The sequence below is a fragment of the Dysosmobacter sp. Marseille-Q4140 genome, from assembly GCA_018228705.1.
GTDB lineage: Bacteria > Bacillota > Clostridia > Oscillospirales > Oscillospiraceae > Oscillibacter.
In genome coordinates this window covers 2,669,401-2,693,516 of sequence record CP073694.1, presented here as the reverse complement: position 1 = coordinate 2,693,516, position 24,116 = coordinate 2,669,401, and the positions used below count along the sequence as shown (strand labels likewise).

At 64.8% G+C, this 24,116-nt stretch carries 21 protein-coding genes; 3 read left to right on the top strand and 18 right to left on the bottom strand.

Annotated elements, in window-relative coordinates; translation table 11 throughout:
* Nucleotides 1-252: 252 nt before the first annotated feature.
* From KFE19_13260 to KFE19_13225, 8 genes are all read right to left on the bottom strand, one after another.
* The gene (locus KFE19_13260) at nt 253-2,301 is read right to left on the bottom strand and encodes a TRAP transporter permease (protein QUO37343.1); all 2,049 of its coding nucleotides are present in this window, start codon (nt 2,299-2,301) and stop codon (nt 253-255) included.
* 128 nt (nt 2,302-2,429) lie between these two features.
* A complete protein-coding gene (locus KFE19_13255) occupies nt 2,430-3,452 on the bottom strand; it encodes a TAXI family TRAP transporter solute-binding subunit (GenBank protein QUO37342.1) in 1,023 nt (340 codons plus the stop codon).
* A gap of 253 nt (nt 3,453-3,705) precedes the next feature.
* Nucleotides 3,706-7,122, bottom strand: a complete 3,417-nt coding sequence (locus tag KFE19_13250) for a pyruvate carboxylase (GenBank protein QUO37341.1) — start codon at nt 7,120-7,122, stop codon at nt 3,706-3,708.
* A 284-nt stretch (nt 7,123-7,406) separates the two neighbouring features.
* On the bottom strand, nt 7,407-9,164 hold the full coding sequence (thrS, locus tag KFE19_13245; GenBank protein QUO37340.1) for a threonine--tRNA ligase: 1,758 nt from the start codon (nt 9,162-9,164) through the stop codon (nt 7,407-7,409).
* Between the two features lie 1,116 nt (nt 9,165-10,280).
* Nucleotides 10,281-11,273 (bottom strand): asparaginase, encoded by a 993-nt coding sequence (locus KFE19_13240; GenBank protein ID QUO37339.1) that lies wholly within the window; start codon nt 11,271-11,273, stop codon nt 10,281-10,283.
* A 16-nt stretch (nt 11,274-11,289) separates the two neighbouring features.
* Nucleotides 11,290-12,387: a DNA repair exonuclease gene (locus KFE19_13235; GenBank protein ID QUO37338.1), complete on the bottom strand. Its 1,098-nt coding sequence runs from the start codon at nt 12,385-12,387 to the stop codon at nt 11,290-11,292.
* Between the two features lie 13 nt (nt 12,388-12,400).
* Entirely contained in the window at nt 12,401-12,889 is a 489-nt protein-coding gene (locus tag KFE19_13230; protein ID QUO37337.1) for a YbaK/EbsC family protein, read from the bottom strand.
* 38 nt (nt 12,890-12,927) lie between these two features.
* Nucleotides 12,928-13,701: a YmdB family metallophosphoesterase gene (locus tag KFE19_13225; GenBank protein QUO37336.1), complete on the bottom strand. Its 774-nt coding sequence runs from the start codon at nt 13,699-13,701 to the stop codon at nt 12,928-12,930.
* Nucleotides 13,702-13,882: 181 nt separating this feature from the next.
* Here KFE19_13225 and KFE19_13220 point away from each other — a divergent pair, with 181 nt between their 5' ends.
* Nucleotides 13,883-14,770, top strand: coding sequence for a LysR family transcriptional regulator (locus KFE19_13220; protein ID QUO37335.1), 888 nt, complete (start codon nt 13,883-13,885; stop codon nt 14,768-14,770).
* A gap of 10 nt (nt 14,771-14,780) precedes the next feature.
* Nucleotides 14,781-15,422, top strand: coding sequence for a TRIC cation channel family protein (locus KFE19_13215; GenBank protein QUO37334.1), 642 nt, complete (start codon nt 14,781-14,783; stop codon nt 15,420-15,422).
* 34 nt (nt 15,423-15,456) lie between these two features.
* Here KFE19_13215 and KFE19_13210 read toward each other — a convergent pair whose 3' ends face one another.
* The 4 genes from KFE19_13210 to KFE19_13195 all read right to left on the bottom strand — a co-directional run bounded on the left by KFE19_13210 (nt 15,457) and on the right by KFE19_13195 (nt 17,986).
* Entirely contained in the window at nt 15,457-15,780 is a 324-nt protein-coding gene (locus KFE19_13210; GenBank protein QUO37333.1) for a hypothetical protein, read from the bottom strand.
* Between the two features lies 1 nt (nt 15,781).
* Nucleotides 15,782-16,075: a DUF2089 family protein gene (locus KFE19_13205; protein ID QUO37332.1), complete on the bottom strand. Its 294-nt coding sequence runs from the start codon at nt 16,073-16,075 to the stop codon at nt 15,782-15,784.
* Between the two features lie 134 nt (nt 16,076-16,209).
* On the bottom strand, nt 16,210-17,508 hold the full coding sequence (locus KFE19_13200) for a M23 family metallopeptidase (protein ID QUO37331.1): 1,299 nt from the start codon (nt 17,506-17,508) through the stop codon (nt 16,210-16,212).
* Nucleotides 17,453-17,986, bottom strand: a complete 534-nt coding sequence (locus KFE19_13195; GenBank protein ID QUO37330.1) for an RNA polymerase sigma factor — start codon at nt 17,984-17,986, stop codon at nt 17,453-17,455. The genes KFE19_13200 and KFE19_13195 overlap by 56 nt, the downstream gene beginning before the upstream one ends.
* A 263-nt stretch (nt 17,987-18,249) precedes the next feature.
* On the opposite strand from KFE19_13195, the gene KFE19_13190 reads away from it, so the two are divergent.
* Nucleotides 18,250-18,675, top strand: a complete 426-nt coding sequence (locus tag KFE19_13190; GenBank protein QUO39631.1) for a GNAT family N-acetyltransferase — start codon at nt 18,250-18,252, stop codon at nt 18,673-18,675.
* 41 nt (nt 18,676-18,716) lie between these two features.
* Here KFE19_13190 and KFE19_13185 read toward each other — a convergent pair whose 3' ends face one another.
* From KFE19_13185 to KFE19_13160, 6 genes are all read right to left on the bottom strand, one after another.
* Nucleotides 18,717-19,826, bottom strand: a complete 1,110-nt coding sequence (locus KFE19_13185) for a TPM domain-containing protein (protein QUO37329.1) — start codon at nt 19,824-19,826, stop codon at nt 18,717-18,719.
* Nucleotides 19,827-20,346: 520 nt separating this feature from the next.
* Nucleotides 20,347-21,534: a toxic anion resistance protein gene (locus KFE19_13180; GenBank protein ID QUO37328.1), complete on the bottom strand. Its 1,188-nt coding sequence runs from the start codon at nt 21,532-21,534 to the stop codon at nt 20,347-20,349.
* 42 nt (nt 21,535-21,576) lie between these two features.
* Nucleotides 21,577-22,281, bottom strand: a complete 705-nt coding sequence (locus tag KFE19_13175; protein QUO37327.1) for a 5-bromo-4-chloroindolyl phosphate hydrolysis family protein — start codon at nt 22,279-22,281, stop codon at nt 21,577-21,579.
* 142 nt (nt 22,282-22,423) lie between these two features.
* Nucleotides 22,424-22,957 (bottom strand): hypothetical protein, encoded by a 534-nt coding sequence (locus KFE19_13170; protein QUO37326.1) that lies wholly within the window; start codon nt 22,955-22,957, stop codon nt 22,424-22,426.
* A gap of 93 nt (nt 22,958-23,050) precedes the next feature.
* On the bottom strand, nt 23,051-23,386 hold the full coding sequence (locus tag KFE19_13165; GenBank protein QUO37325.1) for a branched-chain amino acid transporter permease: 336 nt from the start codon (nt 23,384-23,386) through the stop codon (nt 23,051-23,053).
* Nucleotides 23,383-24,099 (bottom strand): AzlC family ABC transporter permease, encoded by a 717-nt coding sequence (locus KFE19_13160; protein ID QUO37324.1) that lies wholly within the window; start codon nt 24,097-24,099, stop codon nt 23,383-23,385. The genes KFE19_13165 and KFE19_13160 overlap by 4 nt, the downstream gene beginning before the upstream one ends.
* Nucleotides 24,100-24,116: the final 17 nt, after the last annotated feature.

Sequence of the window (24,116 nt, the reverse complement as noted above, 5' to 3'; positions counted from 1 at the left end):
CTTTTCGTCGAAACGTGATTTCACATAGTAACTGTATTGCTCATACTAGTACACTAAGCGCTGCAAAGCAACAACAAAACAGTTACAAATGACGGCCGCCTGCAATCCCCGTCTCAGAAGCGCAAAAAACGATCAGATCCGGCCAAAAGCGGCAAAAACAGCTGTCACAAATTATAAAATTACGCAAGTAAAAAGGAGGCCGCCTCCTGTTCGGGAAGCGGCCTCTTTCAGCGGCACAGGGGGAGCAGCCACTCAGGCCGCAGTCAGGCGCCGGGCGGAGAAGCGCTGATACAGCACCACACCCGCCACCAGCAGGAAGCCCACAATATCGCTCCAGGTACCGGGGACCAGCATGCACAGTCCGCCGGCGGCGATGACCACCCGCAGCAGCATGGGGATGTGCCGGTAGAGGAAGCCGCTGAGGGCGGCAGCCACGCCGAAGATACCCAGCAGCGCGCTGATGCAGATCTGGACCACCTGGAAGGCGCTGTCGACATCAATAAAGAGCATCTGGGGACTGAGGGCAAAGATGTAGGGCACGATGAAGGCGGCGATGGCCAGCTTGGTGGCGTTGACGCCGGTCTTCATGGGATCGGCCTTGGCGATGGCGCTGCCGGCATAGGCCGCCAGGGCCACGGGCGGGGTGATGTCCGCCACGATGCCGAAGTAGAACACGAAGAAGTGGGCCGCCATCATGGTCACGCCGATGGAGGGGTCCATCAGGATGGGGGCGCAGGTGGCCGCCATGATGCAGTAGTTGGCGGTGGTGGGCACGCCCATACCCAGCACGATGCAGCACAGCATAGTCAGCACCAGGGCGATCATCATATGGCCGCCGGCCACAGAGACGATGGCGCTGAGCAGCTTGGAGGCCAGGCCCGTCACCGTGATGCAGCCGGAGATGACGCCGGCCATGCCGCAGGCCACGGCCACGGTGATGGAGCCCTTGGCGCCGCCTTCCAGGGCGCCGAATACCATGCGGCCAAGGTCCAGGCCGGAGCGGCGCGCGCCGCCGGCATGGATACCGTCCAAAATGATGTCGGGCAGGCTCACCACGATGGTGGCTACGATGGCCAGGGCGGCAGAGTAAGCCATGGTGTAGGTGTTGGTGGAGACCAGAGCCACCAGCAGCACCAGGGGGAAGAGCAGGTAGATGCGCTTCATCAGGTGCCCAAGCCTGGGCAGCTGATCCCGTGGAATGCCCTGAAGGCCCAGCTTTTTAGCCTCCAGATGGACGGCGATGTAAATGCCGGTAAAGTACAGTACGGCGGGCAGGATGGCCCGGACAGCGATCTGACTGTAAGGCTCACCGGTGAACTCCGCCATCAGGAAGGCGGCGGCGCCCATAATGGGCGGCATGATCTGGCCGCCGGTGGAGGCGGCGGCCTCCACTGCGCCGGCGAACTCACCCTTGTAGCCGGTCTTTTTCATCATGGGAATGGTAACGGAACCGGTGGTGACGGTGTTGCCCACGGAGGAGCCGGACACCATGCCGCACAGGGCGGAGGAGATAACGGCCACCTTGGCGGGGCCGCCGGGGGCGGCGCCGGCCACGGCGTTGGCCAGACTGATGAAGAAGTTGGCGATGCCGGTGCGCTCCAGGAACGCGCCGAAGATGATGAACACCACGATGAACTTGGCGCACACGCTGATGGGTCCGCCGAAGATGCCGTTGGTGGTATAGAACATGGTGCGGATCACCTGGGACAGCGTCAGCGCCAGCTGATCCGCCGTCAGCGCCCGGGTGCCCATGAGGTTGACGAAGGTATACACCAGCAGCACGCCGGCCACGCACAAAATGGGAATGCCCACACAGCGGCGGCACAGCTCAATCAGGGCAATGATGCCGATGAAGCCGATCACCATGTACAGGGGTTCCTTCATGATGCGGCTGGACAGCTGGATGACTGTCATGGCGTTGGCGGCATAGAAGAAGTAGGCGCCGGAACCGCAGACGATCAGCAGCACATCATACCAGGGCAGGTGGTTGACCCGGTCGTCGCCCTTCCGGGCGGGAAAGGTCAAAAAGCCCAGCAGCAGCACCAGTCCCACAAACACCGGCAGACGGATTTCCGTCAGGGTGGTGAGAAAGACCGTGTCGATGATGCAGTACAGAGAGAACGCAGCCATCAGAATGCTGATCGCAACCTTGGGCGCGCCCTCCCACACCCGGGTGTTGGACTCCCGGTCGTATTTTTTCATGACGGCTTCCACGTCGGCGGCGGTGCCGGTGGAATCGTCGTGTACCTCATTTACCGGCAGCACCGGCTCCTGAGTCGCTTTTTTCTTGAATAGGCCCATGGGGGCTCCCCCTCACTTTGGAATATCTTGAACATCTCTTGTCAGGGCCTTAACAGCCCTTTATACCGCGGAAACTACGGCGGAGATCCTCCGCCGTAGTTTCCGGATGGTACAGATTCAGCTGCCCCTTACTTGGTGGGAGCTTCGATGCCCTTCTCGGCGAAGTACTTGGCGGCGCCGGGATGATAGGGCACGGCGGTGACGGAGGAGGCAAACTCCAGATCCAGCTCGCCGGCCTTGTCGTGGGCCAGGGAGTCGGCGTTCTCGAAGATGGCGGAGACGAAGTTGTACACATCGTCCTCAGCCACGTCGTCCCGGGCGATGACCACGGCGCCCACGGCCACAGTGGTGGTCTCGGCCACACCCTCATAGGTCCCCTCGGGGATCACGTACTTCTCATAGTAGGGGCACTCGGCCTTCAGAGCCTCGATGTGCTCATCGTCCAGGCTGACCAGATACACGTCCTTGGCGGTGGCCAGGGAGGTCACGGCCACGGTGGGAGCGCCGGCCACCACAAAGGCGGCGTCGATCTTGCCGTCCTGCAGGGCGTCCACGCTGTTGCCGAAGTCCTGGAAGGTGGGGTTGATGTCCTGCTCAGTCAGGCCATAGGCGGCCAGCACGTCCAGAGCGTTGTAGTACACGCCGGAGCCGGAGGCGCCGATGGATACGTTCTTGCCCTTCAGGTCAGCCACAGACTGGATGGAGGGATCGCAGGTGACGATCTGGACCTGCTCCATATACAGAGCGGCCACGGTGGAGAAGTTCTCCACAGCCATACCCTCGAACAGGCGCTCGCCGTTATAGGCGTAGCTCATGACGTCGGACTGGACGAAGCCCAGCTGGGCGGTGTTCAGGTCCATCTGCTCAATGTTGTCCTGAGAGCCGTTGGAGACCACAGCAGTGACCTTGGAGCCGGTGTTGCTGGTGACATACTGGGCCAGCACGGTGCCGAAGCCATAATAGGTGCCCTGGTCGCCGCCGGTGGTGAACTTCAGCTCCACGCCGGAGCCGGTGGAAGCGGCGGTATCGCCGGTCTCGGCGGAAGCGGTGTCATCAGCAGCGGTATCGTCGCTGGCGGTATCGCCGCCGCAGCCGGCCAGCAGAGAAGCCGTCATGAGGACGGCCAGCAGCAAAGATAAATACTTCTTCATCATGGTTCCTCTTTCCCTTTTCATATTTTGCCGGGTTCTATTGACACTTGCATATCATATCCCACTTGCCGTCATTTTTCAAGTCTTTTTTTATGAATATCCCGCCTTTTTGCAAGTTGATGCCAGTCGGGCTTCACTTTTCCTTTCCAGTCTCTGGAGTATGACAGATATCCTGCAAATCCGCTCCCCTCCGGCAGAAATGCGGAGGGGCCGGCTCCCTCCCAAAGAAGGAACCGGCCCCGGCAGGCTATCCTCAGCGGATGGTCAGCAGCAGCTGGCCGCCCTTGACGGTGTCGCCCTCGTGGATCAAAATACTATCCACCACGCCGCCCATGCGGGCGGTGATGGCGGTCTCCATCTTCATGGCCTCGATGGTGATGAGGGTCTGGTTCTTCTCCACGGTGTCGCCCACCTTGACGCTGATCTTGCTGACCGCGCCGGGGATGGAGGCGCCCACCTGGCTCTTGTCCTCGGGGTCCGCCATGGGGACCTTGACGATGTTCTTCTGGGCCGCCTCGTCGGGCACCTGCACATCCCGCCGGATGCCGTTGAGCTCGAAGCTGACGGTGCGCATGCCCTCCTTGTCCACCTCGCCCAGGCCCAGGTACTTGATGACCAGGGTCTTGCCGTCGGCGATGTTGACCTTGTTGGTCTCACCCACGGCCAGGCCGTGGAAGAACACGTGGCTGCCCAGCCGCATGATATAGCCGTACTCCTTCTGGTTCTTGACGAAGTCCTCCACCACCTTGGGATACAGGCAGTAGCTCAGCACGGCCCGCCAGGTGGGATCGGGGTCGAAGGAGGCCATCTCCCGCTTCTTGGCCTCGAAGTCCACCGGCGGCAGCAGCTCGCCGGGCCGGCAGGTGATGGCCGACTTGCCCTTGAGGACCACCCGCTGGAGATCCTTGGGGAAGCCGCCGGCGGGCTGGCCCATCATGCCGGAGAAGTAGCTGACGGCGCTGTCCGGGAAGGCCAGGCCCTCGCCCTTCTCCACGATGTTCTCCGGCGTCAGATGGTTCTGGGTCATGAAGATGGCCAGGTCGCCCACCATCTTGGAAGAGGGCGTCACCTTCACGATGTCGCCCAGCATCTCGTTGACCTTGCGGTAATTCTCCTTGACCTCCATGAAGCGGCTGCCCAGGCCCAGGGACTCCACCTGGGGCTTGAGGTTGGTGTACTGGCCGCCGGGGATCTCATAGCGGTAGATGTCGGCGTTGTTGCAGGTGAGGCCGCCCTCAAAGGAGTCGTAGCGCTTGCGCACGTCCTCCCAGTAGTCGGTCAGCAGCTGCAGCCGGTCCAGATCCAGGCCCGTGTCCCGCTCGGTGCCCTGGAGGGCCGCCACCACGGCGTTGAGAGAGGGCTGGCTGGTCATGCCGGCCATGGAGGAGATGGCGCAGTCCACCACGTCCACGCCGGCCTCCGCCGCCAGCAGATAGGCGGCCACCTGGTTGCCGGAGGTGTCGTGGGTGTGGAGCTGGATGGGGATGCCGATCTCCTGCTTGAGGGTGGAGACCAGCTTCTTGGCGGCATAGGGCTTGAGCACGCCGGACATATCCTTGATGGCCAGCATGTGGGCGCCCCGCTTCTCCAGCTCCTTGGCCAGATCCACGTAGTATTTCAGGGGGTACTTGTCCCGCTTGGGATCCAGGATGTCGCCGGTGTAGCAGATGGTGGCCTGGCAGATCTTATCCTGCTTGAGGACCTCATCCATGGCCACTTCCATGCCGGGGATCCAGTTCAGGGAGTCGAAGATCCGGAACACGTCGATGCCGGAGCGGGCGGCCTCCTTGATGAACTCCCGGATGACGTTGTCGGGATAGTTGGTGTAGCCCACGGCGTTGGCACCCCGCAGCAGCATCTGCAGCAGCAGGTTGGGGGCCTTCTCCCGGATCATGTCCAGCCGCTCCCAGGGGGACTCGTGGAGGAAGCGGTAGGCCACGTCGAAGGTGGCGCCGCCCCAGCACTCCAGGGAGAAGGCGTCCGCCAGGATCTCGCTGGTGCCCTCCATGCCCTTGAGGATGTCGCGGCTGCGGACCCGGGTGGCCAGCAGGGACTGGTGGGCGTCGCGGCAGGTGGTGTCGCAGATCAGCAGCTTCTTCTGGTCCTTCACCCAGTCGGCCACGGCCTTGGGGCCCTTGGCGTCCAGCATCTGCTTGAGCCCGTCGGGCCGGTTGCCCGTCACCGGCGGGAAGCGGCACTCGTCATAGAGCTTGTGCTCGCCCTGCTCCTTGACCACGATGTTGCCGATATACTTGAGCATCTTGGTGGCGCGGTCCTGGCTCTCGTCCAGCTGGAACAGCTCCGGCGTCTCGTCGATGAACTTGGTATGGCACTGGCCGGCAATGAAGGCCGGGTTCTTGAGAATGTTGGTGATGAAGGCGATGTTGGTCTTGACGCCCCGGACGTGGACCTCGTTGATAGCCCGGGCGGCCTTGCGGCACACGCCCTCGAAGGTGTTGTCCCAGGTGGTGATCTTCACCAGCAGGGAGTCGTAGTAGGGAGAGATCACCGCGCCGGTGTAGGCGTTGCCGCCGTCCAGGCGGATGCCGAAGCCGCCGGCGGAGCGGTAGGCCGTGATGCGGCCGGTGTCGGGGGCGAAGTTGTTGGCCGGGTCCTCGGTGGTCACGCGGCACTGGATGGCGTAGCCGTTGACGTGGAGGTCGCTCTGCTTCTTGATGCCGATGCGGGGATCGCTGAGGGGGCAGCCTTCGGCAATGAGGATCTGGGAACGGACCAGGTCCACGCCGGTGACCATCTCGGTGACGGTGTGCTCCACCTGGATCCGGGGATTCATCTCAATGAAGTAGTGATGGCCCTCCTTGTCCACCAGGAACTCCAGGGTGCCGGCGTTGACATAGCCCACGTGCTTGGCGATCTTCACCGCGTCCTCGTACAGGGCCTGGCGGATCTTCTTGTCCACAGAGAAGGCGGGGGTGAACTCCACCACCTTCTGGTAGCGGCGCTGGAGGGAGCAGTCCCGCTCGAACAGGTGCACCACGTTGCCCTGCTCGTCGCCCAGGACCTGGACCTCGATGTGCTTGGGCTCCACCAGGAACTTCTCCATGAAGATGTCGTCGTTGCCGAAGGCCTTCTTGGCCTCGGCCTTCACCAGGTCGAAGTTGACGCCCACTTCCTCCACGGTGTCGCACCGGCGCATGCCCCGGCCGCCGCCGCCGGCGGCTGCCTTCAAAATCACGGGGAAGCCGAACTCCATAGCCAGCTTCTGAGCGGCCTGGCGGCTCTGGAGGGGCTCGGTGGTGCCCGGGGTGGTGGGCACGCCGCACTCCACGGCGATCTGCTTGGCGGAGAGCTTGTCGCCCATCAGGTCCAGCACGCGGGAAGAGGGACCGATGAACTTGATGCCGGCCTCCTCACAGGCCCGGGCGAAGTCGCCGTTCTCCGACAAAAAGCCGTAGCCGGGGTGGATGGCGTCGGCCCCGTGCTTCTTGGCCAGGGCGATGATCCGGGGAATGTCCAGATAGGCCCCCAGGGGGCTGAGGTTCTTGCCGATCAGATAGGACTCGTCGGCGGCGGTGCGGAACACGCTGTACATGTCCTCGTTGGAGTAGATGGCGATGGTCTGGAGCCCCAGGTCGTGGCAGGCCCGGAAGATCCGCATGGCGATCTCGCCCCGGTTGGCTACCAGAACTTTCTTGAATTCTTGGCTCATGGCCGGTTCCTCCTTTCCCCCGGGCGCCTCCGTCCTTTTGGGACAGGCCCCGGCGGGTATCGTTTCTCTTGTATGAGTATACTCCCCCGCCGCGGCCGTGGCAACGCCTTCGCGGCGGAGGAAATGATTTTCAGAAAAGCATCCAGTTTTCTTGCGTAAACTTACTTCCGCTTTTGTCTATTTCAGCAGGACTAATGTCCGTCGTCAGCGGCCATTCTTCCTCCATACAGAAAAGACCGCCCGTTTAGGCGGTCTTTTCCGATCACGCGCAGGTCAGATCCTGATCACAGGATGGTCTTGTTGTCCACGACCTCTTGAAGCTGGGCCTTGAAGGCGTCCAGGCTCATGGCGCCCTGGTCCTCGCCGGAGCGCAAACGCACGGAGACGGTCTTGTCCTCCATGTCCCGGTCGCCTACCACCAGCATATAGGGGATCTTCTCCAGGGTGGCCTCCCGGATCTTCTTGCCGATCTTCTCATTGCGGCCGTCCACTTCCACCCGGAAGCCGGCGGCATCCAACTGGGCGGCCACTTCCTTGGCGTACGCCTCCGCCCGGTCGGTGACGGGCAGGACCTTCACCTGGACAGGTGCCAGCCAGGCGGGGAAAGCGCCGGCGAAGTGCTCGGTGATGACGCCGATGAACCGCTCGATGGAGCCCAGCACCACACGGTGGATCATGACGGGGCGGTGCTTCTGGCCGTCCTCGCCGGTGTACTCCAGCTCGAAGCGCTCCGGCAGCTGGCTGTCCAGCTGGATGGTGCCGCACTGCCAGGTCCGGCCCAGGGAGTCGGCCAGATGGAAGTCCAGCTTGGGGCCGTAGAAGGCGCCGTCGCCCTCGTTGATGACGAAGGTCTTGCCCATCTCGGTGATGGCGTTTTTCAGGATATCCTGGTTGCGCTCCCACTCCTCCACGGTGCCGATGTGGTCCTCAGGCATGGTGGAGAGCTCGATGCTGTAGCTCAGGCCGAAGGTGGAGTACACCTCGTCGAACAGGCGCACGGTCTCCTGGATCACGTCCTTCATCTGCTCCCGGGTCATGAAAACATGGGCGTCGTCCTGGGTGAAGCAGCGGACGCGGAACAGTCCGTGGAGGGCGCCGGAGAGCTCATGGCGGTGCACCAGGCCCAGCTCGCCCACCCGCAGGGGCAGGTCCCGGTAGGAGTGGGGCTCGCTGGCGTAGACCAGCATGCCGCCGGGGCAGTTCATGGGCTTGATGGCATAGTCCTCGTCGTCGATGACGGTGGTGTACATGTTCTGCTTATAGTGGTCCCAGTGGCCGGAGCGCTCCCACAGCTTGCGGTTGAGGATGATGGGGGTGGAGATCTCCACATAGCCGTACTTCTTGTGGACCTGGCGCCAGTAGTCGATCAGGGTGTTCTTGAGCACCATGCCCTTGGGCAGGAAGAAGGGGAAGCCGGGGCCCTCGTCCCGCAGCATAAACAATCCCAGCTCCTTGCCCAGCTTCCGGTGGTCCCGCTTCTTGGCCTCCTCGATGCGCTGGAGGTAGGCGTCCAGCTCATCCTTCTTGGGGAAGGCGATGCCGTAGATCCGCTGCAGGGTCTGACGGTTGGAGTCGCCCCGCCAATAGGCGGCGTTGCAGGCGGTGAGCTTGATGGCGTTGCCCTTGATGCGGCCGGTGGAGTCCAGGTGGGGACCGGCGCACAGATCGGTGAACTCGCCCTGCTTGTAGAAGGAGATGTGGGCGTCGGCCGGCAGGTCGTTGATGAGCTCCACCTTGTAGGGCTCGCCCTTCTCCTCCATGAACTTGACGGCCTCCTCCCGGGGCAGCTCGAACCGCTCCAGCTTCAGCTTCTCCTTGCAGATCTTGCGCATCTCGGCCTCGATCTGGGCCATGTGCTCCGGCGTGAAGGCGAAGGGGGAGTCCAGGTCGTAGTAGAAGCCCTCGTCGATGGAGGGGCCGATGGCCAGCTTCACCTCCGGCCACAGCCGCTTGACGGCCTGGGCCAGCACGTGGGAGCAGGTGTGCCAGTAGGTTTTCCGGTATTCGGGGTTTTCAAAGGTGTAGATGTTTTCCTCGCTCATGATGTTTCCTCCTTGTCCGAGGGGTGAAAAAAATCCCACCCCTGACGAAAAATCAGGGGTGAGATACGAACAAACGTATTCCACGGTTCCACCCTGCTTGCGCTCCCAAAGGAGCGCCGCTCGTGTCCTCTGTAACGGGAGGTCCCGTCCCAGCCTACATATCGGTGGGCGGCTCCAAGGCGGTGGCTGGGGTCCGGTAATCGGCAAGAGCCGCTTGCAGCCAATGGCGGCTCCTCTCTGCTGTCTTTCCCGGTCAGCGTCCTTTTCGATGCCTTTTTTCAAATTCGAGGACACTATACCACGTCGGTGTGTCCCTGTCAAGGGGACATTCTGCCTGTTTTGGCGGCTTTTTGAAGGGCAGTTGTGGTGGTTTTTTGCCGGGGCCGGCAGGGTCCTGCCAGTGCAGGGGTCGCCCCTGCGGGGATACGCCCCCCATTCTCTTTTGTCTTGCCAAAAGAGAATGCGCCGCGCCCGGTGGAAGAGAAAACCGCCGGCGGCAAAACGCCCCGGGGGGGCGTTTAGCCGAAGTACGGGGGTCGTGCGAATCGGTGCGGCGGGTGTCGGGCGCCCCGTCGGCCTTGCGCCGCGGGCGATCCCGTGAAGAACTGCACCTCCGCATCCGATGGTGCGGAGCGCGGACGGGGTGGTCATCGGATTTGCCTGTACTTCTATCTCCGCGCCTTCCGCTTCGCTGGGCGCTGCCAGAGCGATTGTCAGGAGGGCCGGGTGGCAGGCGGATACAGGATCCGCCCCTACGGACAAAAGAGAAAGCCAACAGCGTCTGCCCGGGCAGCGCCTAGCGAAGCGGAAGGCGCGGGAGCAGAAATACGCCGATCCGGTCCTCCTCCCCGTCCCTCCGCCGCAGTGGTTATGCGGGGTCGCAGCTCTTCACGGAATGGGTTCCGGCGCAGGGACGACGGGGCCCGCGCCGCCGGAAGACCGATTCGCACGACCCCCGCAATTACGAACAGGAGGACCGGATGGTCCTCCTGTTCGTCTCAGCGTCTTTTACTTTGGACCGTGCACGGCCCGTTTCCTTTTCGGCAAGACGAAAAGGAAATGGGGGGTGCATCCACCGGGAAGCTCCCGGCCCCCGGAGGGTCTCCGGCAAGTCTCTCACTCCGCCGGCCAGAGGATGTCTCTCGCCACCGGGGTGTAGAACAGCCGCTCCACCTCCGTCCGGTCCCGGGTCCGGCCCAGGATCCACATGAGCTTGGCCGCCACGGCCTCGCAGGTCATGTCGTAGGCCTCCAGCACTCCCAGCCGCCGCTTGAGGGCGTGGCCCACGTGGTACACCCCCAGGTCGCTGCCCTCGTTTTCCACCTGGGTGGTCCCCACGATGATCCGCCCCCGGTCCATCCAGTCCCGGACGCACTCGTAGAACCCGCCGTGCTCAGGAAGGCCCCCCACGCCGAAGCTCTCGATGATGAGGGCGTGGTTCCGCTCCAGCAAAAAGTCCGCCGCCGCGCGGTCCATGCCCGGCAGCAGCTTCAAAAGGGCCACGGCGGTATCCAGCCGGTCGTAAAACACCGGTGCCCCGGCGCATTCCGGGCGGATATAGCGCAACAGCACCCCGTCCCGCAGGACCCCCAGATAGGGGAAGTTGATGCTGGAGAAGGCCTGGAAGCTCTTGGACCGGGTCTTTTTGGCCCGGGTGCCGGGGATGACCTTGCCGTCAAAGACGATGGCGACGCCCGGCAGGTCCTCCGCCGCGCAGCGCAAGGCGTCGGTCAGGTTCACCTTGGAGTCGGTGGAGTCAAAGCCGATGGGCTTCTGGGCGCCGGTGAGGACGATGGGCTTGGGGCTGCCCTGGATGAGGTAGCTCAGGCCCGCCGCCGTATAGGCCATGGTGTCGGTGCCGTGGGTCAGGACGAAGCCGTCGTAATCGTCGTAGTGGTCCCGGACACACCGGGCCATCTCCAGCCAGTGGGCCGGGGTGATGTTGGTGCTGTCCAGGTTCAGCAGCTGCAAGCACTCCACATCGCAGATGTCCGACACCGCCGGCAGGTGGGCCAGAAGCTGCTCCGTGGTCAGCTCCGGCATCAGGCCGCTGTCCGTGACCTCGGAGGCGATGGTGCCGCCGGTGCCGATCAGCAAGATCCGTTTCATGGCAGTCCTCCGCTCCTTATCCGATCTCCCTGTGGTCCAGGGCCGCCAGGCCGAACCGGGCCGCCTGCTCCGCCGCCCGGCGCTCCTCCTCCGTCTTTGCTCCGTCCCGTCTCAGCCGCAGCTGCCGCAGGAACAACCCCCGCAGGGAGTCCTCCTCCGCCCGGGCCCACAGGTCCTCGGCCATGCGGGTCCGGTCCCGGACCTCCAGGGCGTAGAACCGGTCTGCCAGGGCCTCCTCCAGCGCCGCCGCTCCGGCGCCGCCCTCCCCGGTCTCGCCGGTGAGGACGATGCGGTACAGGTCCCGGGCGGTGTCCGCGCCCAGCGCCGCCTCCACCGCGGCGCGGGGGTCCTTTCCGGTGACGTCCACCTCCAGGATCTCATACCGCCGCCGGGCAAAGGGCACGAAGGTCAGCGCCACCCGGCCGCTCTCGTCCAGGGTGCCCCGGTAGAACCCCTTCTCCCCCAGCTCGTCGAAGCCCCGGCCCTCGATGCAGCCGGGCCAGGCGCAGACCGTGCCGCCGATGCGCACCGGCTCGGTCCGCCGGTGGACGTGGCCCAGGGCCAGGTAGGCAAGGCCGCTGGCGGCGATGTCCGCCTTGCGCAGGGGGCCGTACCGGTCCTCCGGCGCCTCGACCTCCCCGTGGAGCAGTCCGATGTGGACTTTGCCGTCGTCGGGGGCGGTAAAGCCCCGGAGCGCGCTCTCCGCCTGCTCGGGACCCGTGAAGGCCGCCCCGTGGACCACCAGGTTCCACTCCGGCAGCTCCACGGCGGTCAGGGCGTTTTCCGAGAAGATATGCACGTTCTCCGGCCAGTCCACGGTGCGCCAGGGACTGCCGGGGCCGTACCAGTCGTGGTTGCCGGGAGCGATGAACACCTGCGCCTCCATCTGCCCCAGGGCCGCCGAGAGCTGCTCCCCGGTCTCCCGGAAGGCCGCGGCGCTGTCGAACAGGTCCCCGGCCAGCAGCACCAGGTCCACACCCTGGCTGTTCACATAGTTGGAAAGGCGCAGCGCCGTCTCTCGGCTCTCCCGCCGGCGGGCGGCGGAGCGCCGCTGGTCCAGGGCGCCGAAGGCGCTGTCCAGGTGGAAGTCGGCGGCATGGATGAATGTCAGCATGGTCCGCCTCCCGTCAGTTCTGCTCCTCCGGACGCCAGGCCTTGCACACGTCCACCCAGGCCACGAAGTTGGAGGCGTACCGCTCCAGCTCCTCGCAGGTCATCTCCACGGCACTGTTGTCGCTGCCGGCGGCGGGGAACACGGTCTCAAAGCGCTTTAAGGACACGTCCAGGTACACCTGCACGTCCTCCGGCAGGGCGAAGGGGCACACGCCGCCCACGTCGTGGCCGATGAGGGTGTGGGCCTCCTCAAAGGTCAGCATCTTGGCCTTGGTGTGGAACTGGGCCTTGTAGCGGCTGTTGTCCACCTTGGCGTCCCCGGCCACCACGATGATGATGGGGTGGTCGTCCACCTTGAAGCTCAGGCTCTTGGCAATGCGGGCGCCCTCCACGCCCACGGCCACCGCCGCCAGCTCCACCGTGGCGGAGGACACGGTAAACTCCCGGATACGGTCCGCGATGCCCAGGGTCTCAAAATACGCTCTCACTTTCTGGATTGACATACTGCATTTCCTCTTTCTTATGTTGTAATTCTCCCAATTTACCGGACGTCCACCCGCTCCACGGCGGTGCAAAGGCCCGTAGCGGTATCCACGGTGAATACGGCGCCCTGCAGCTTGCAGGGCCCCTCGGGGCTGCGGTAGCGGCCCGGCAGGCCCCCCAAGAAATGCTCCACCGACTGCCAGGGCTCCACCCCCAGCACCGACTCCACCGGCCCGGTCATGCCCAGGTCCGTGATGTAGCCGGTGCCCTTGGGGTACACCCGCTCGTCGGCGGTGGGCACGTGGGTGTGGGTGCCCCACAGGGCGGACACCCGGCCGTCCAGGTAGTAGCCCATGGCCAGCTTCTCGCTGGTGGCCTCAGCGTGGAAGTCCACCAGCGTCACCTCCGCCGTTCCCCGCTTGAGCAGGGCATCGGCGGTGGTGAAGGGGTTCTCTCCCCCCCAGTGGAGGTCGCAGCGGCCGATGAGGTTGACGACCCGGACGGAAAAGCCGTTCCGCTCAAAGATCCCGCAGCCCCGGCCCGGGGCCCGGCCGGTGTAGTTGGCGGGCCGCAGCAGCCAGGGCGTGTCCTCCAGGAAGTCCCGAATCTGCATCTTCCCAAAGGTGTGGTTGCCCAGGGTCACCGCGTCGGCGCCGGCGTCGTAGATCCGGCAGGCCTGGTCCGGCGTCAGCCCCACGCCGGAGGCGTTCTCCCCGTTGACCACGGTGAAGGCGATGTCCTTGAGTTTCTGCAAGGGCCGCAGGTGCCGCTCCAGGTGCCGCAGGCCCGGCTCCCCCACCACGTCGCCTACCGCCAGAATGTGGATCTCCATATACGCGCCTCCCCTGTGATCGTTTGCTGATTTTATAGAGTATACCAAAAATGCCGGCGGTTGCAAAGCCGTCCGGGGGAATTTTTCCCCGGCGGAGGACTTGCCTTTCTGCCGGGGCTTGCTTATAATGGGTCTGCCTATGATAAGCAACACTGATTTTACGAAAACAGGAGGCGGCAGTATGGCGGTGAAGCTGGAACTGTACCGGGTGTTCAAAGAGGTGGCCGAAACCGGCAACATCTCCGTGGCGGCCCGGAACCTGTATATCTCCCAGTCGGCGGTGAGCCAGTCCGTCAAGCAGCTGGAGACGGCCCTCCAGGCCCGGCTGTTCGCCCGCAGTCCCCGGGGCGTGACGCTGACCGGGGAGGGGCAGCTGCTCTATCAGTATGTCCGCAGCGCCCTGGGGCTTATCGCCACCGGCGAGGACAAGCTCTCCCAGGCCCAGCAGCTGCTGCTGGGCTCGCTGGTCATCGGCGCCAGCGACACCGTCACCGGCCAGTTTCTCACGCCGTATCTGGAGGCCTTCCACCGGCTCCACCCCGGCATCCGGCTGAAGATCGTCAGCGGCCGCAGCGCCAAGGTGCTGGCCCTGCTGCGGTCCGGGGCGGTGGACATCGCCTTCGCCTCCTCCCCGGCGGACCCAGGGCTTGTCACATGGCCGTGCTTTGCCACCCACACCGCCTTTGTGGCGGGCCGGGAGTATGAGTGCGACTTCGACCACGTCCACACCCGCCAGGAGATCGCATCGTTCCCCCTGATCCTTCTGGAGCGCAAGGCCAGCAGCCGGGTGTTTCTGGAGCAGGAATTTTTAAAGGCCGGCGTGACGCTGACGCCGGAGATCGAGCTGAGCTCCCGGCAGCTGCTGGTGACCCTGGCCCGGATCGGCCTGGGTGTGGCGGGCGTGACCCTGGAATTCGTGAAAAAGGACCTGGAGGCCGGGGACATCCGGCTTTTGCAGGTAGACTTCGACATTCCCGCCCGCAGCGTGGACATGTGCACCCTGCAGGACGTCTCCCCCACCGCCGCGGCCGCCGCCTTCATGGAGATGGTCCGGGGCGGAGAAGTGTGAGGCGGCGCCGATGGAACTGTTTTTCCTGATCCTGGAGCTGGCGGGGACGCTGGCCTTCGCCGCCTCCGGTGCCATTACGGGGCTGAAACGGGGCATGGACCTCTTCGGCGTGTGCACCCTGGGCCTGACCACCGCCGTGGGCGGCGGCGTCATCCGGGACGTGATCCTGGGCAACACCCCGCCCGCCACCTTTCAGGATCCCATCTATGCCCTGGTGGCCCTGGGCGCCTCGCTGGTTCTGTTTCTGCCGGGCATCCGGCGGGTGCTGATGTGGGACCAGCGGCTGTACGACCTGTCCATGCTGATCCTGGACTCCGCGGGCCTTGGCATCTTCACCGTGGTGGGCATCCGCATCGCCTACGGCAGTACCGGCAGCCCCACGCTGTTTTTGCTGGTGTTCGTGGGCGTGGTCACCGGCGTGGGCGGCGGCGTGCTGCGGGACGTGCTGGCCGGACAGACGCCCTACATCTTCGTCAAGCATGTGTACGCCTCCGCCTCCCTGGCGGGGGCCCTGGTGTGCGTGGGGCTGTGGCGGGTGTGGGGCGAGGTCCCCGCCACCCTGGGCGGCACCGCGGCGGTGCTGCTGATCCGCCTGCTCTCCGCCCACTTCCGCTGGAACCTTCCCCGGACCCGCCCCCAGGAGGACCCGTGAAAAAAAACCGCCTTCCGGCGGTCTTTTTTGTCTCTTACAGGTCGTCAATGTTCATTTTGTCGATCTGGTCCCGCACCCGGAACTTCTCCCGGACCGCCCAGTAGATGGCCAGCAGCACCAGCGTGGGGATGTTCCCCAGCAGGAAGGCAGCCAGGAGCGCCCCCCAGGGGAAGGCGCCGTCGATGGATGTGACGTTCAGCGTCAGCGCCAGGGCGTACAAAAACGTCAGCAGCGGCAGGATCAATCCCAGCCATTTGCTCTTTCTCCGGGACAGAAAGATCTGCAGCGCCACACCGCCCACGATCAGCACCAGAAATACGATCAGCGCCACGGCCAGAAACCTCGATGCAATCGCCATGTCAATGTTCCTCCTTTGTCCTGCGGTATTCGGTGATCAGGAGCTTGGCGGTGTCGAAATCCAGCTTGTCGTCCACCGCCAGCCGCTTCACCAGCGACACATAGGGATCCGCCTCAGCGCTCTCCGTCAGCTGGATCTTCTGGATCAGCCGGTCCAGCCGCAGCCGTACCGTGGGGTAGCTGACGCCGTACAGCGCCGCCACCTCCTTCAGCGATCCGGAGGAGAGGAGAAACTTCTTGATGAAGGTCACATCCTCGTCCTCCAGCTCCGCCATCCACACCGGCATAGTTGCCATCTGCTCACGCCCCTTTCATAAAATTAATATAAATTTTAATTTTATTAAAGTCAAGATTAAATTTTCATTTTCACAAAATTTATTGAACCGCAAAAAAGACCGCCCCAGGGGCGGTCTTTTCTGTTTGCGGCCGGTCAGCCCATGCGCAGGGTATCCCGGACGGCGCTGTCGAAGTAGGCCACCGGGTCCTGGGGCCCCCCGTCCAGGCGGACCTCAAAGTGGAGGTGGGCGCCGGTGGCCATGCCGGTGGCGCCCAGGACGGCGACGGTCTCCCCGGCGGAGACGGCATCGCCCTCCGTCAGTCCCTCCGCGATCTCCCGGCACTGGCCGTAGAGGGTGGTCAGTCCGCCGCCGTGGTCCAGGACGATGTAGTTGCCCCGCTCGCTGTCAAAGCCGATCTCCGCCACAGTGCCGTCCGCCGCCGCCAGGACGGCCGTGCCCGCCGGGGCGGGAATGTCGATGCCGGCGTGGAAGGTGCCGTTCTCCCCTGCCCCGTAGGGGTTGGAGAGGCTGATGGTGCTGGCCCCCGGGACCGGCCAGAGGAAATAGCGCCCCTCGCTCTCAGACTCGGCGTAGACGCCGTAGACGTAGGACTCGTCGTCCCCGGCCAGCTGGGGCAGCAGGGTCCCGCCGGGGCCATCCCCGTCCGGCGCGTACCGGAGCCTGCCGGTGGAGAGGGTGTACGTCTTGCTCTGGGTGCTGCCGTCGGAGAAGGTGACGCAGACCGTCAGCCGGGCGCCGTCCAGGCAGTCGATGCTCTCGTGGGACGCCTCTCTCATGTCCTCCTGCCAGCGCTCCGCGTCCACTCCCGGGACCCAGAAGCCGTAGCTGGTCTCCGGGTCGTAGTCCTCCGTGACGGAGGTCTCCGGGCTGGTGATCTCCGGCATGGACCAGCTGCCGTCCGCTTCCTGGGTGATGGCAGCGGCGGCCAGGGTGCCCTCCTCCATAGCCCGGCGCGCCTGGGCGATCTCCGCCTCCGTCAGGTCCGTGCGCAGCCGGCAGCGGTACAGCCCGCCCCGGTCGATGGAAAGGGAGACGGAGGCGATGTCCTCTCCCGTCACCTGGAACATACAGCCGGTGTAATAGCCACCGCTCTCGGTCCAGCCGCCCTCACCGCCGGTGCGGAAGGCCAGGGCGCCGTTGGCATTGGAGGGAGCATACTCCCCGGTGTCGGCGGCGTAGGCCGTCAGGCCGAAGGAGAAGGCGGGCAGAGCCGCGCCATCCGTTTCACTCTCTGCTCCGGGGGAAAGACGCCAGGTGCCCAGCACCAGCGCCAGGGCACAGGCGGCGCACACGGCCGCCCGGACCCACCGGCGGGCCGAGCGCCGGGTCCGCTGTGGCGCGGCCGCGTCCCGGGCCGCGGCCAGCACCCGCCGGTCAAGTTCCTCCGGCGGACGGATATGGTCTGTCATCTTCTGATATCGGTTCTCCATCGTCACAACCTCCCAGCATGTCCTTCAGTTTTTGCCGCGCCCGGTGGAGCCGGGTGCGGACCGTGGCCGCCGGGACGCCCAGCAGGGCGGCGATCTCCCCGGCGGTGTAGCCTTCGGCGTAATAGAGGTGCACCGGCGTGCGCAGCTTCTCCGGCAGCCGCCCCACCGCCTCCCACAGCTCCGCCGCTCCGTCCTCCGCGGCGGCGGTCTCCGACACTTCCTCCAGCGGCACCACCGGCCGCCGCAGGCGCAGCCGGTGCAGGTCCGCGCAGCGGTTCAGCGCCGTCCGCAGCAGCCAGGCCTTCAGATGCTCCGGCTCCCACGCCGGGCCGTCCCGCTGGTTCAGCAGGCGCAAAAACACGTCCTGATACACGTCCTCCGCGTCCGGCACCGACTGGGTCCGGCACAGGGCCAGCCGGTACACGGCGCCGCCGTGGGCCTCCATGGCCCGCCGGAGGAACCTCTCCTGTTCCGTCATGGGTCCGCTCCTTTCCTGGGGTTTGAAAAGCGCTTTCACTGTAAACACGCCGGAGGGGCGCGGATCGTTCCCTCCGGCAAAAACTTTTTTCTCCGCCGCCCCGGGCGGTGGACGGCGGCACGGCGGCGTGGTATACTGGGAAAAACGCCCGGCGCCCGCCGGGCACGCTGGAAAAAAGGAGGCGGCGAGACGTGGACATCCAATTTCTCGACGGCTGCGCCCACCCGGAGGCGGTGGGCCCGCTGTTCCGGGAGTACACGGACATGCTGCTGGCGGAGAAGCCCGCCTTTGAGTCGTACCTGCAATTACAGAACTATGACCAGGAGCTCAGCCACCTCTCCGACAAATACGGCCCGCCGGACGGGCGGCTGTACCTGCTGGTGACGGAGACTGGAGAAGCCGTGGGCACCGGGGCCATCCGGCCTCTGGAGGGCGGCCTGTGGGAGCTCAAGCGGCTCTACATCCGCCCCGCCTTCCGGGGGCAGGGACTGGCGGAGCGGACGGTCCGCCGCCTGATCGCGGATGCCCGGTCCATGGGCTGCCGGCGGATGGTGCTGGACACCTTCCCCTTCCTGGCGGGGGCCATCCGCCTATATAAGAAGCTGGGCTTCCGGGAGATCGAGTCCTACAACGGCGCACCCATGCCGGACCTCATCTATCTGGGGCTGGACCTGGCGGAGGAAGATTGAAAGAGCGGCGCGGCCAAGTGGCCGCGCCGCTCTCTGCGTATTTATCTCCGGCCGCCGCCCCGGAAGCCGCCGCCCCCGCGGCTGCCGCCGAAACCGCCCCGGAAGGACCCGCCTCCGAAGCCGCCCCGGCTGCCGCCGAAGCCGCCTCCGAAGCTGCCGCCGCCGAAGGACCCGCCCCGGCTCCCGCCGAAGCTGCCTCCCCCGCGGCTGCCGCCTAAGGGTCCGCCGGAGCCAAGGCCCCCGCCGAAGAAGCCTCCGCCGCCAAAGCCGCCGGGGCCGCCGGGGGGCGGAGATCCGGGCGGTCTGGGAGGCCGGGGAGATCTGGGCGGTCTGGGGGGACGAGGCCGCCGGGGCCGTCCCCAGAAGATGGGATAGTACAGCACCGTGGGCCGCCCCATGCCCGGCAGCAGATACCGCCGACGGTAGCGGTTGTAGCGGACGCCGTCCAGGATCACCCACACCACGAACAGCACCACCATCACGCCCAGCAGGTCCACCAGCACGGCCCCGAAGGTGGGGGCGAAGTAGCCGGTGCTCTCGGTGTAGTAGGTGCCGCTGGTGTACGTCTCCGGCACGGCGGGGATGTAGCCCTCCCGGATGTCCACGCCGTAGAAGTCGGCGAACCAGGCGATGAAGGCGTCGAAGGCGGCCAGGACGCCGGCGTCGTAGTCTCCGGCGGCAAAGTCGCTCTCCAGATAGTAGGACTGCATGGCGGTGAAATCGTCCACGTGGCTGCCCAGGCCGTCGCCCACCACCACGCAGTAATCGCCCACCAGGCCGCTCTGGGAGATGTTCTCCAGAGCCAGAACCATCACCACGCCGTTGTTCCGCTCAGCGGAGCCCACGCCGTAGGTGTTGCCCAGGTCCAGGGCGTAGTCCATAATGTCCTGCCCGCCGGTGGTGTCCACCGTCACGGTCAGGATCTGGGCGCCGGTCTGGGCGAAGAGAGAGGCGTTCATGGCGTCCATGTGCTCCATGGTCTCGTCGGTGAGCACCCCGGCGTTGTCGTACGTATACGTATAGGTGCCCACGATGGCAGTGGAGGGCGCGTCGGAGCTGTCGGGCTCGCGCAGCTGTCCCAGCGCCGCGCCTGCCACGATGGCCAGCACCATGACGATGGCGGCCACGCCTCGTTTCTGGAAAAATTTCATAGGCAATGATCCTCTTCTATGGATTCAGTGAAAAAGACTGCGGACCTTCTCGTAGAAGGGGCCAGGGAGAGCCACCGGTTCCCCGCAGCCAGAAAAGGGACCGGGGAAAAGCCCGTGGTTTTTCCCGGTGCTTTCGCCTCCGGCGAAAGCAGCATTTCCAATCATTTTCGCCGGGGCACGAACTGCGTCTCCTCGCGGCACAGCCGCTGCGGTCTCCGCTAAAACTATGCCACCGGCATAGTTTCTTCACGCTGCGACCCGGCGAACATCCCCCGGCCCGCGCATCCGGGGGACGCGCAAACCGGTAACCGGCAACGGGACCCACGCCAAAACCGCGAAGAGGCTTTGGCGGGGAGAGGAAGAACAGGCGGGGCCAAACAAAGCGCAGCTTGTTCTGACGCGGTAGTGGGGAAGGTCGGGAGAGAGCCCGCTCCCCCTCGAAATCCGCCTCTCCCCACCGGACCCGCCGAGCCCCGGCGGGGATCCCCGAAGCCGGGCCGACCGGGCATTCCGGATATCCTTATCCCCGCAGTTCCATCAGCTTCTGCTTCAACTCGCCCTCGATCCGGCCCAGCTCCGCCTCGGCGGCCTTGCGCTTGGCGGCACCCTCCTTCTGGATGTTCAGCACCTCGTCCAGGGTGGAGATCAGCTGCTGGTTGGTGTGCTGGAGGGTCTCGATGTCCACGATGCTGCGCTCGGCCTCCTTGGCGGTGGCCACGGTGCCCATCTTCAGCATGTCGGCGTTCTTTTTCAGCAGTTCGTTGGTCATCTCCGTCACGGCGCTCTGGGCGGCCGTGGCCTGGCGGCTGTGCTCCAGACCCAGGGCCAGCACCATCTGGCTCTTCCACAGGGGAATGGTGTTCACCAGGGAGGACTGGATCTTCTCCACCATCAGCGTGTCGTTGTTCTGGATCAGCCTGGTCTGGGGACCCATCTGGACGGAGATGATCCGCGTCAGCTCCAGGTCGTGGAGCTTCTTTTCAAACCGCTCGCACATCTGGGCAAGGTCATTGTAGGCCTGGGCGTCCTCCTGGGCGCCGGTCTGCTCCGCCTTGGCCTTCAGGGCGGGCAGCTCCTGGGCGCGGACCTGCTCCAGCTTCTTCTTGCCGGCCAGGATATACATGGTCAGCTCCTTGTAGTACTTGAGGTTCAGCTCGTACATCTGGTCCAGCATGGCCACGTCCTTCAACAGCGTCACCTGGTGCTGCTCCAGCTCCCGGGCGATCTTGTCCACATTGGACTCCACCTTGGCGTACTGGGCCTTCATGGCCTCGATTTTGCTGCCGGTCTTTTTGAACAGGCCGAAGAGGCCCTTCTTCTCCTCTTCCTCGCCGAAGCCCTTCAGCTCCACCACCAGCTCGCTGAGGGACTTTCCCACCTCGCCCAGGTCCTTGGTACGGACGGAGTTCAGGGCGTTTTCGGAAAAGCCCGCCACGTTCTTCTGGGCGGCGGCGCCGTACTGCAAAATCATGTTGGAGTCGGTGATGTCGATCTTCTTGGCGAACTCCTCCACCGCCTGCTTCTCCGCGTCGCTGAGCAGCCGGTCGTCCAGCTGCACCGGCTCCGCGGCGGGCTTTTCGGGTTCCGCCTGCGCCTGGGGCGCGGCGGGGGCGCTGGGGTCCAATGTCAGCTGGGGCACCTCTTCCGCCGCGGCGGCCTGGGTGGGCTCCAAGGTCAGCTCCGGGATCAGGTTCTTATCTTCCGTCATGGTCATTTCCTCCGTTCCTTCTGGCGGTCAAATCTTGCGTGCTTACAGTTCCAGCTTGATGTCCGGGTCGTCCCCGGGGCTGCTCTGGGCCTTGAGGGGCTGGTCCGTCAGGCCCTCCCGGGCCATCATGTTCTCCAGGACGGTGATGTCCGTGGAGATGTCCAGGGCCTCGGCGCCGTACAGGCTGTCCAGCTGCTTTTCAAAGGCGGCCACGATGGTCCGCATCATGCCCTCCACCTTTGAAAGCGTGGTGTCGATGTTCTCCCCCGACACGCCGGCGCCGCTCATGCGGTCGTAGGCGTTGAGGAGCTTGAGGGTGGTGGGCAGGTAGTAGTCCATGAACTTACGGATCTGGGGCAGCTTCTTCGGATCCCGCTTCACCTCGTCGAAGATCTTCTGGGACACCTGCTCCAGCCGGACGATGTCGGCGGAGATGCCGGGGTCGGCGATGTTGTCGTCCAGACGCTTCATCTCCGCGATAGCCAGCGATCCGTCTTTGAGCATCTTGTCCAGCTCCGCGTTGCCGGTGGAGGGCTCTGCCTCTTTTTTCGGCTCCGCCTTCCGCTCCGCCTGCTGTCCCACGGCGCCGGCGCGGCACAGGGCGCTGACGATCACGAATACCGCCGCCGACGCCGCTGCCGCCAGGACATAGTGCAGCGGCTCGTACAGCGGCGCCAGCACGCCCCAGGCCAGCCACAGCGCCGCCACGGCGTAAAAGGGCGCCACAGACCTCCGTCTGGTCTCCATAGCAGGACCTCCTCCTGTCAAATGTTAAGAATAAAGAATGAGGCTATTATACCCCCTGAACAGAAAACGGTCAACGTAAAATCCCTATGAACGGCAGAGGCGGGGACCGGACCGGTCCCCGCCTCTGGCCGCTGTTTGATTGTCAGGGGATGCCGTAGCCGCCGGTGACCGGGTCCTGCCACAGGCCCAGCATCGGCGGGCGGAAGGTGAAGTACACGAACAAAAAGGCCAGGCCCCAAAGCACCAGCAGCCCCGCCACCTGCTGCCAGCCGCTGTTCCACCGTCCCCGCCGCAGCAGCCGGAAATCCAGCCCGAAGGCCGCCAGGGCCGACAGGATAAAGATGGTCACGTCCACCCACGCCACATCCCGGCCCAGCACGCCGGTATAGGTATAGAACAGCACCGGGATCAGCGCCAGGCCCACCGCGGTGCTGACGGCCCGGACCGCCAGGAAATTGGGATACTGCCGCCCCAGGGCGATCACCTGGACCACGGAGAACAGGAACATGGGGAAAAACAGCAGCTTCATGTGCTCCCAGGTGGATTCGTTGACGGCGGAGAAGGCCGCCGCCAGAGCGCTGCCGCCGCTCCAGTCGTAGACAAAATGCAGCAGCGATCCCGCCGCCGCGGTAAACAAAAAGCCCGCCAGTTCCCACCAAACCAGTTGTCTGCGCATGGCGCCCCTCCTATCGATTCCAAAAAAAGGACCGCGGCACAAGCCGCGGTCCCAGTTTATGCAACCTCTGGAAGGTTTATGCATCTGTGCGCTCTACGCAAATACCAGCTGCACCAGCAGCATGTACACCGCCGTACCGCCGGCAATGGACACCAGCACATTGCCTCGCCACCAGTGGAGGGCGGCGGTGACGGCCACGGCGATCAGCTCCGGCGCGCCGTGGGGCGCGGCGGTCCAACTGACGCCCTTGAGGCAGTAGACCACCAGCAGTCCCATCATGGCCGGCGGCAGCACCCGGCCCAGGTAGGCCACCACCGGCGGCGGGTCCCGCTTCTCCGGGAACAGCCAGAAGGGCAGCCACCGCGTCAGCTGGGTTCCGGCGGCCACCGCCAGGATGATGCCAAGGGTCTGTATGGGTGTCAGCGTCATGACGCCGCCTCCTCTCCGCGGTCCAGCCTGGACCGCAATACCAGCAGCAACACCAGGATCAATGCCATGGCGGGGATCACCAGGTTGTCCGCCCCGAACACCGCCAACGCGGCCGCGGCGCAGGCCATGCCCAGCAGCCCTGCGGGCCGGTTGGCCCGCTTTTTCCACTGCTCCAGGAACAGCACCACGAACAGCGCCGTCAGGGCAAAGTCCAGGCCTGTGGTGTCGAAGGTGATGAGGTTCCCCACCAGTCCTCCCAGGGCGGTGCCGGCGATCCAGTAGGCGTAGTCCAGCAGGGAGATCCAGAAGTAGAAGTCCTTCCGCTCCACTCCCTCCGGCGGCTCCAGGGTGGACACCAGGGAGAAGGTCTCGTCGCAGAGCACATAGATGAGGAAGGGCCGCACCTTCCCCAACCCCCGATACTTGTCCAGCAAACTCAGCCCGTAGAAGATGTGCCGGGCGTTGACCATGACCGAGAGCAAAAAGGCCTGGAGGGGATCAAAAACAGCGGTCAGCAGCGTGATGGCCACAAACTGCATGCTGCCGCCGAAGGCGATGGCGCTCATGAGCACCGACCACAGGGGCCCGTATCCCTTGGTCTCCATCAGCACGCCGTAGGCGATCCCCAGGCACAAAAACCCCGTCAGCACCGGCACCGTGGCTGGAAAGGCCGCCCGCAGCGCCGCCCGGCGGGCAGAAGCTCTCTGTTCCATATGATCTTCCTCCTGTC

Bases quoted from the DNA above. Each gene is read 5' to 3' on its own strand.
- KFE19_13180 (QUO37328.1), bottom strand. From the start codon at position 21,534: ATGACGGAAGATAAGAACCTGATCCCGGAGCTGACCTTGGAGCCCACC.
- KFE19_13185 (QUO37329.1), bottom strand. From the start codon at position 19,826: ATGAAATTTTTCCAGAAACGAGGCGTGGCCGCCATCGTCATGGTGCTG.
- KFE19_13170 (QUO37326.1), bottom strand. From the start codon at position 22,957: ATGCGCAGACAACTGGTTTGGTGGGAACTGGCGGGCTTTTTGTTTACC.
- KFE19_13260 (QUO37343.1), bottom strand. From the start codon at position 2,301: ATGGGCCTATTCAAGAAAAAAGCGACTCAGGAGCCGGTGCTGCCGGTA.
- thrS (QUO37340.1), bottom strand. From the start codon at position 9,164: ATGAGCGAGGAAAACATCTACACCTTTGAAAACCCCGAATACCGGAAA.
- KFE19_13240 (QUO37339.1), bottom strand. From the start codon at position 11,273: ATGAAACGGATCTTGCTGATCGGCACCGGCGGCACCATCGCCTCCGAG.
- KFE19_13225 (QUO37336.1), bottom strand. From the start codon at position 13,701: ATGGAGATCCACATTCTGGCGGTAGGCGACGTGGTGGGGGAGCCGGGC.
- KFE19_13160 (QUO37324.1), bottom strand. From the start codon at position 24,099: ATGGAACAGAGAGCTTCTGCCCGCCGGGCGGCGCTGCGGGCGGCCTTT.
- KFE19_13210 (QUO37333.1), bottom strand. From the start codon at position 15,780: ATGGCGATTGCATCGAGGTTTCTGGCCGTGGCGCTGATCGTATTTCTG.
- KFE19_13200 (QUO37331.1), bottom strand. From the start codon at position 17,508: ATGGAGAACCGATATCAGAAGATGACAGACCATATCCGTCCGCCGGAG.
- KFE19_13175 (QUO37327.1), bottom strand. From the start codon at position 22,281: ATGGAGACCAGACGGAGGTCTGTGGCGCCCTTTTACGCCGTGGCGGCG.
- KFE19_13250 (QUO37341.1), bottom strand. From the start codon at position 7,122: ATGAGCCAAGAATTCAAGAAAGTTCTGGTAGCCAACCGGGGCGAGATC.
- KFE19_13235 (QUO37338.1), bottom strand. From the start codon at position 12,387: ATGCTGACATTCATCCATGCCGCCGACTTCCACCTGGACAGCGCCTTC.
- KFE19_13190 (QUO39631.1), top strand. From the start codon at position 18,250: ATGCTGCTGGCGGAGAAGCCCGCCTTTGAGTCGTACCTGCAATTACAG.
- KFE19_13165 (QUO37325.1), bottom strand. From the start codon at position 23,386: ATGACGCTGACACCCATACAGACCCTTGGCATCATCCTGGCGGTGGCC.
- KFE19_13255 (QUO37342.1), bottom strand. From the start codon at position 3,452: ATGAAGAAGTATTTATCTTTGCTGCTGGCCGTCCTCATGACGGCTTCT.
- KFE19_13195 (QUO37330.1), bottom strand. From the start codon at position 17,986: ATGACGGAACAGGAGAGGTTCCTCCGGCGGGCCATGGAGGCCCACGGC.
- KFE19_13230 (QUO37337.1), bottom strand. From the start codon at position 12,889: ATGTCAATCCAGAAAGTGAGAGCGTATTTTGAGACCCTGGGCATCGCG.
- KFE19_13220 (QUO37335.1), top strand. From the start codon at position 13,883: ATGGCGGTGAAGCTGGAACTGTACCGGGTGTTCAAAGAGGTGGCCGAA.
- KFE19_13215 (QUO37334.1), top strand. From the start codon at position 14,781: ATGGAACTGTTTTTCCTGATCCTGGAGCTGGCGGGGACGCTGGCCTTC.
- KFE19_13205 (QUO37332.1), bottom strand. From the start codon at position 16,075: ATGGCAACTATGCCGGTGTGGATGGCGGAGCTGGAGGACGAGGATGTG.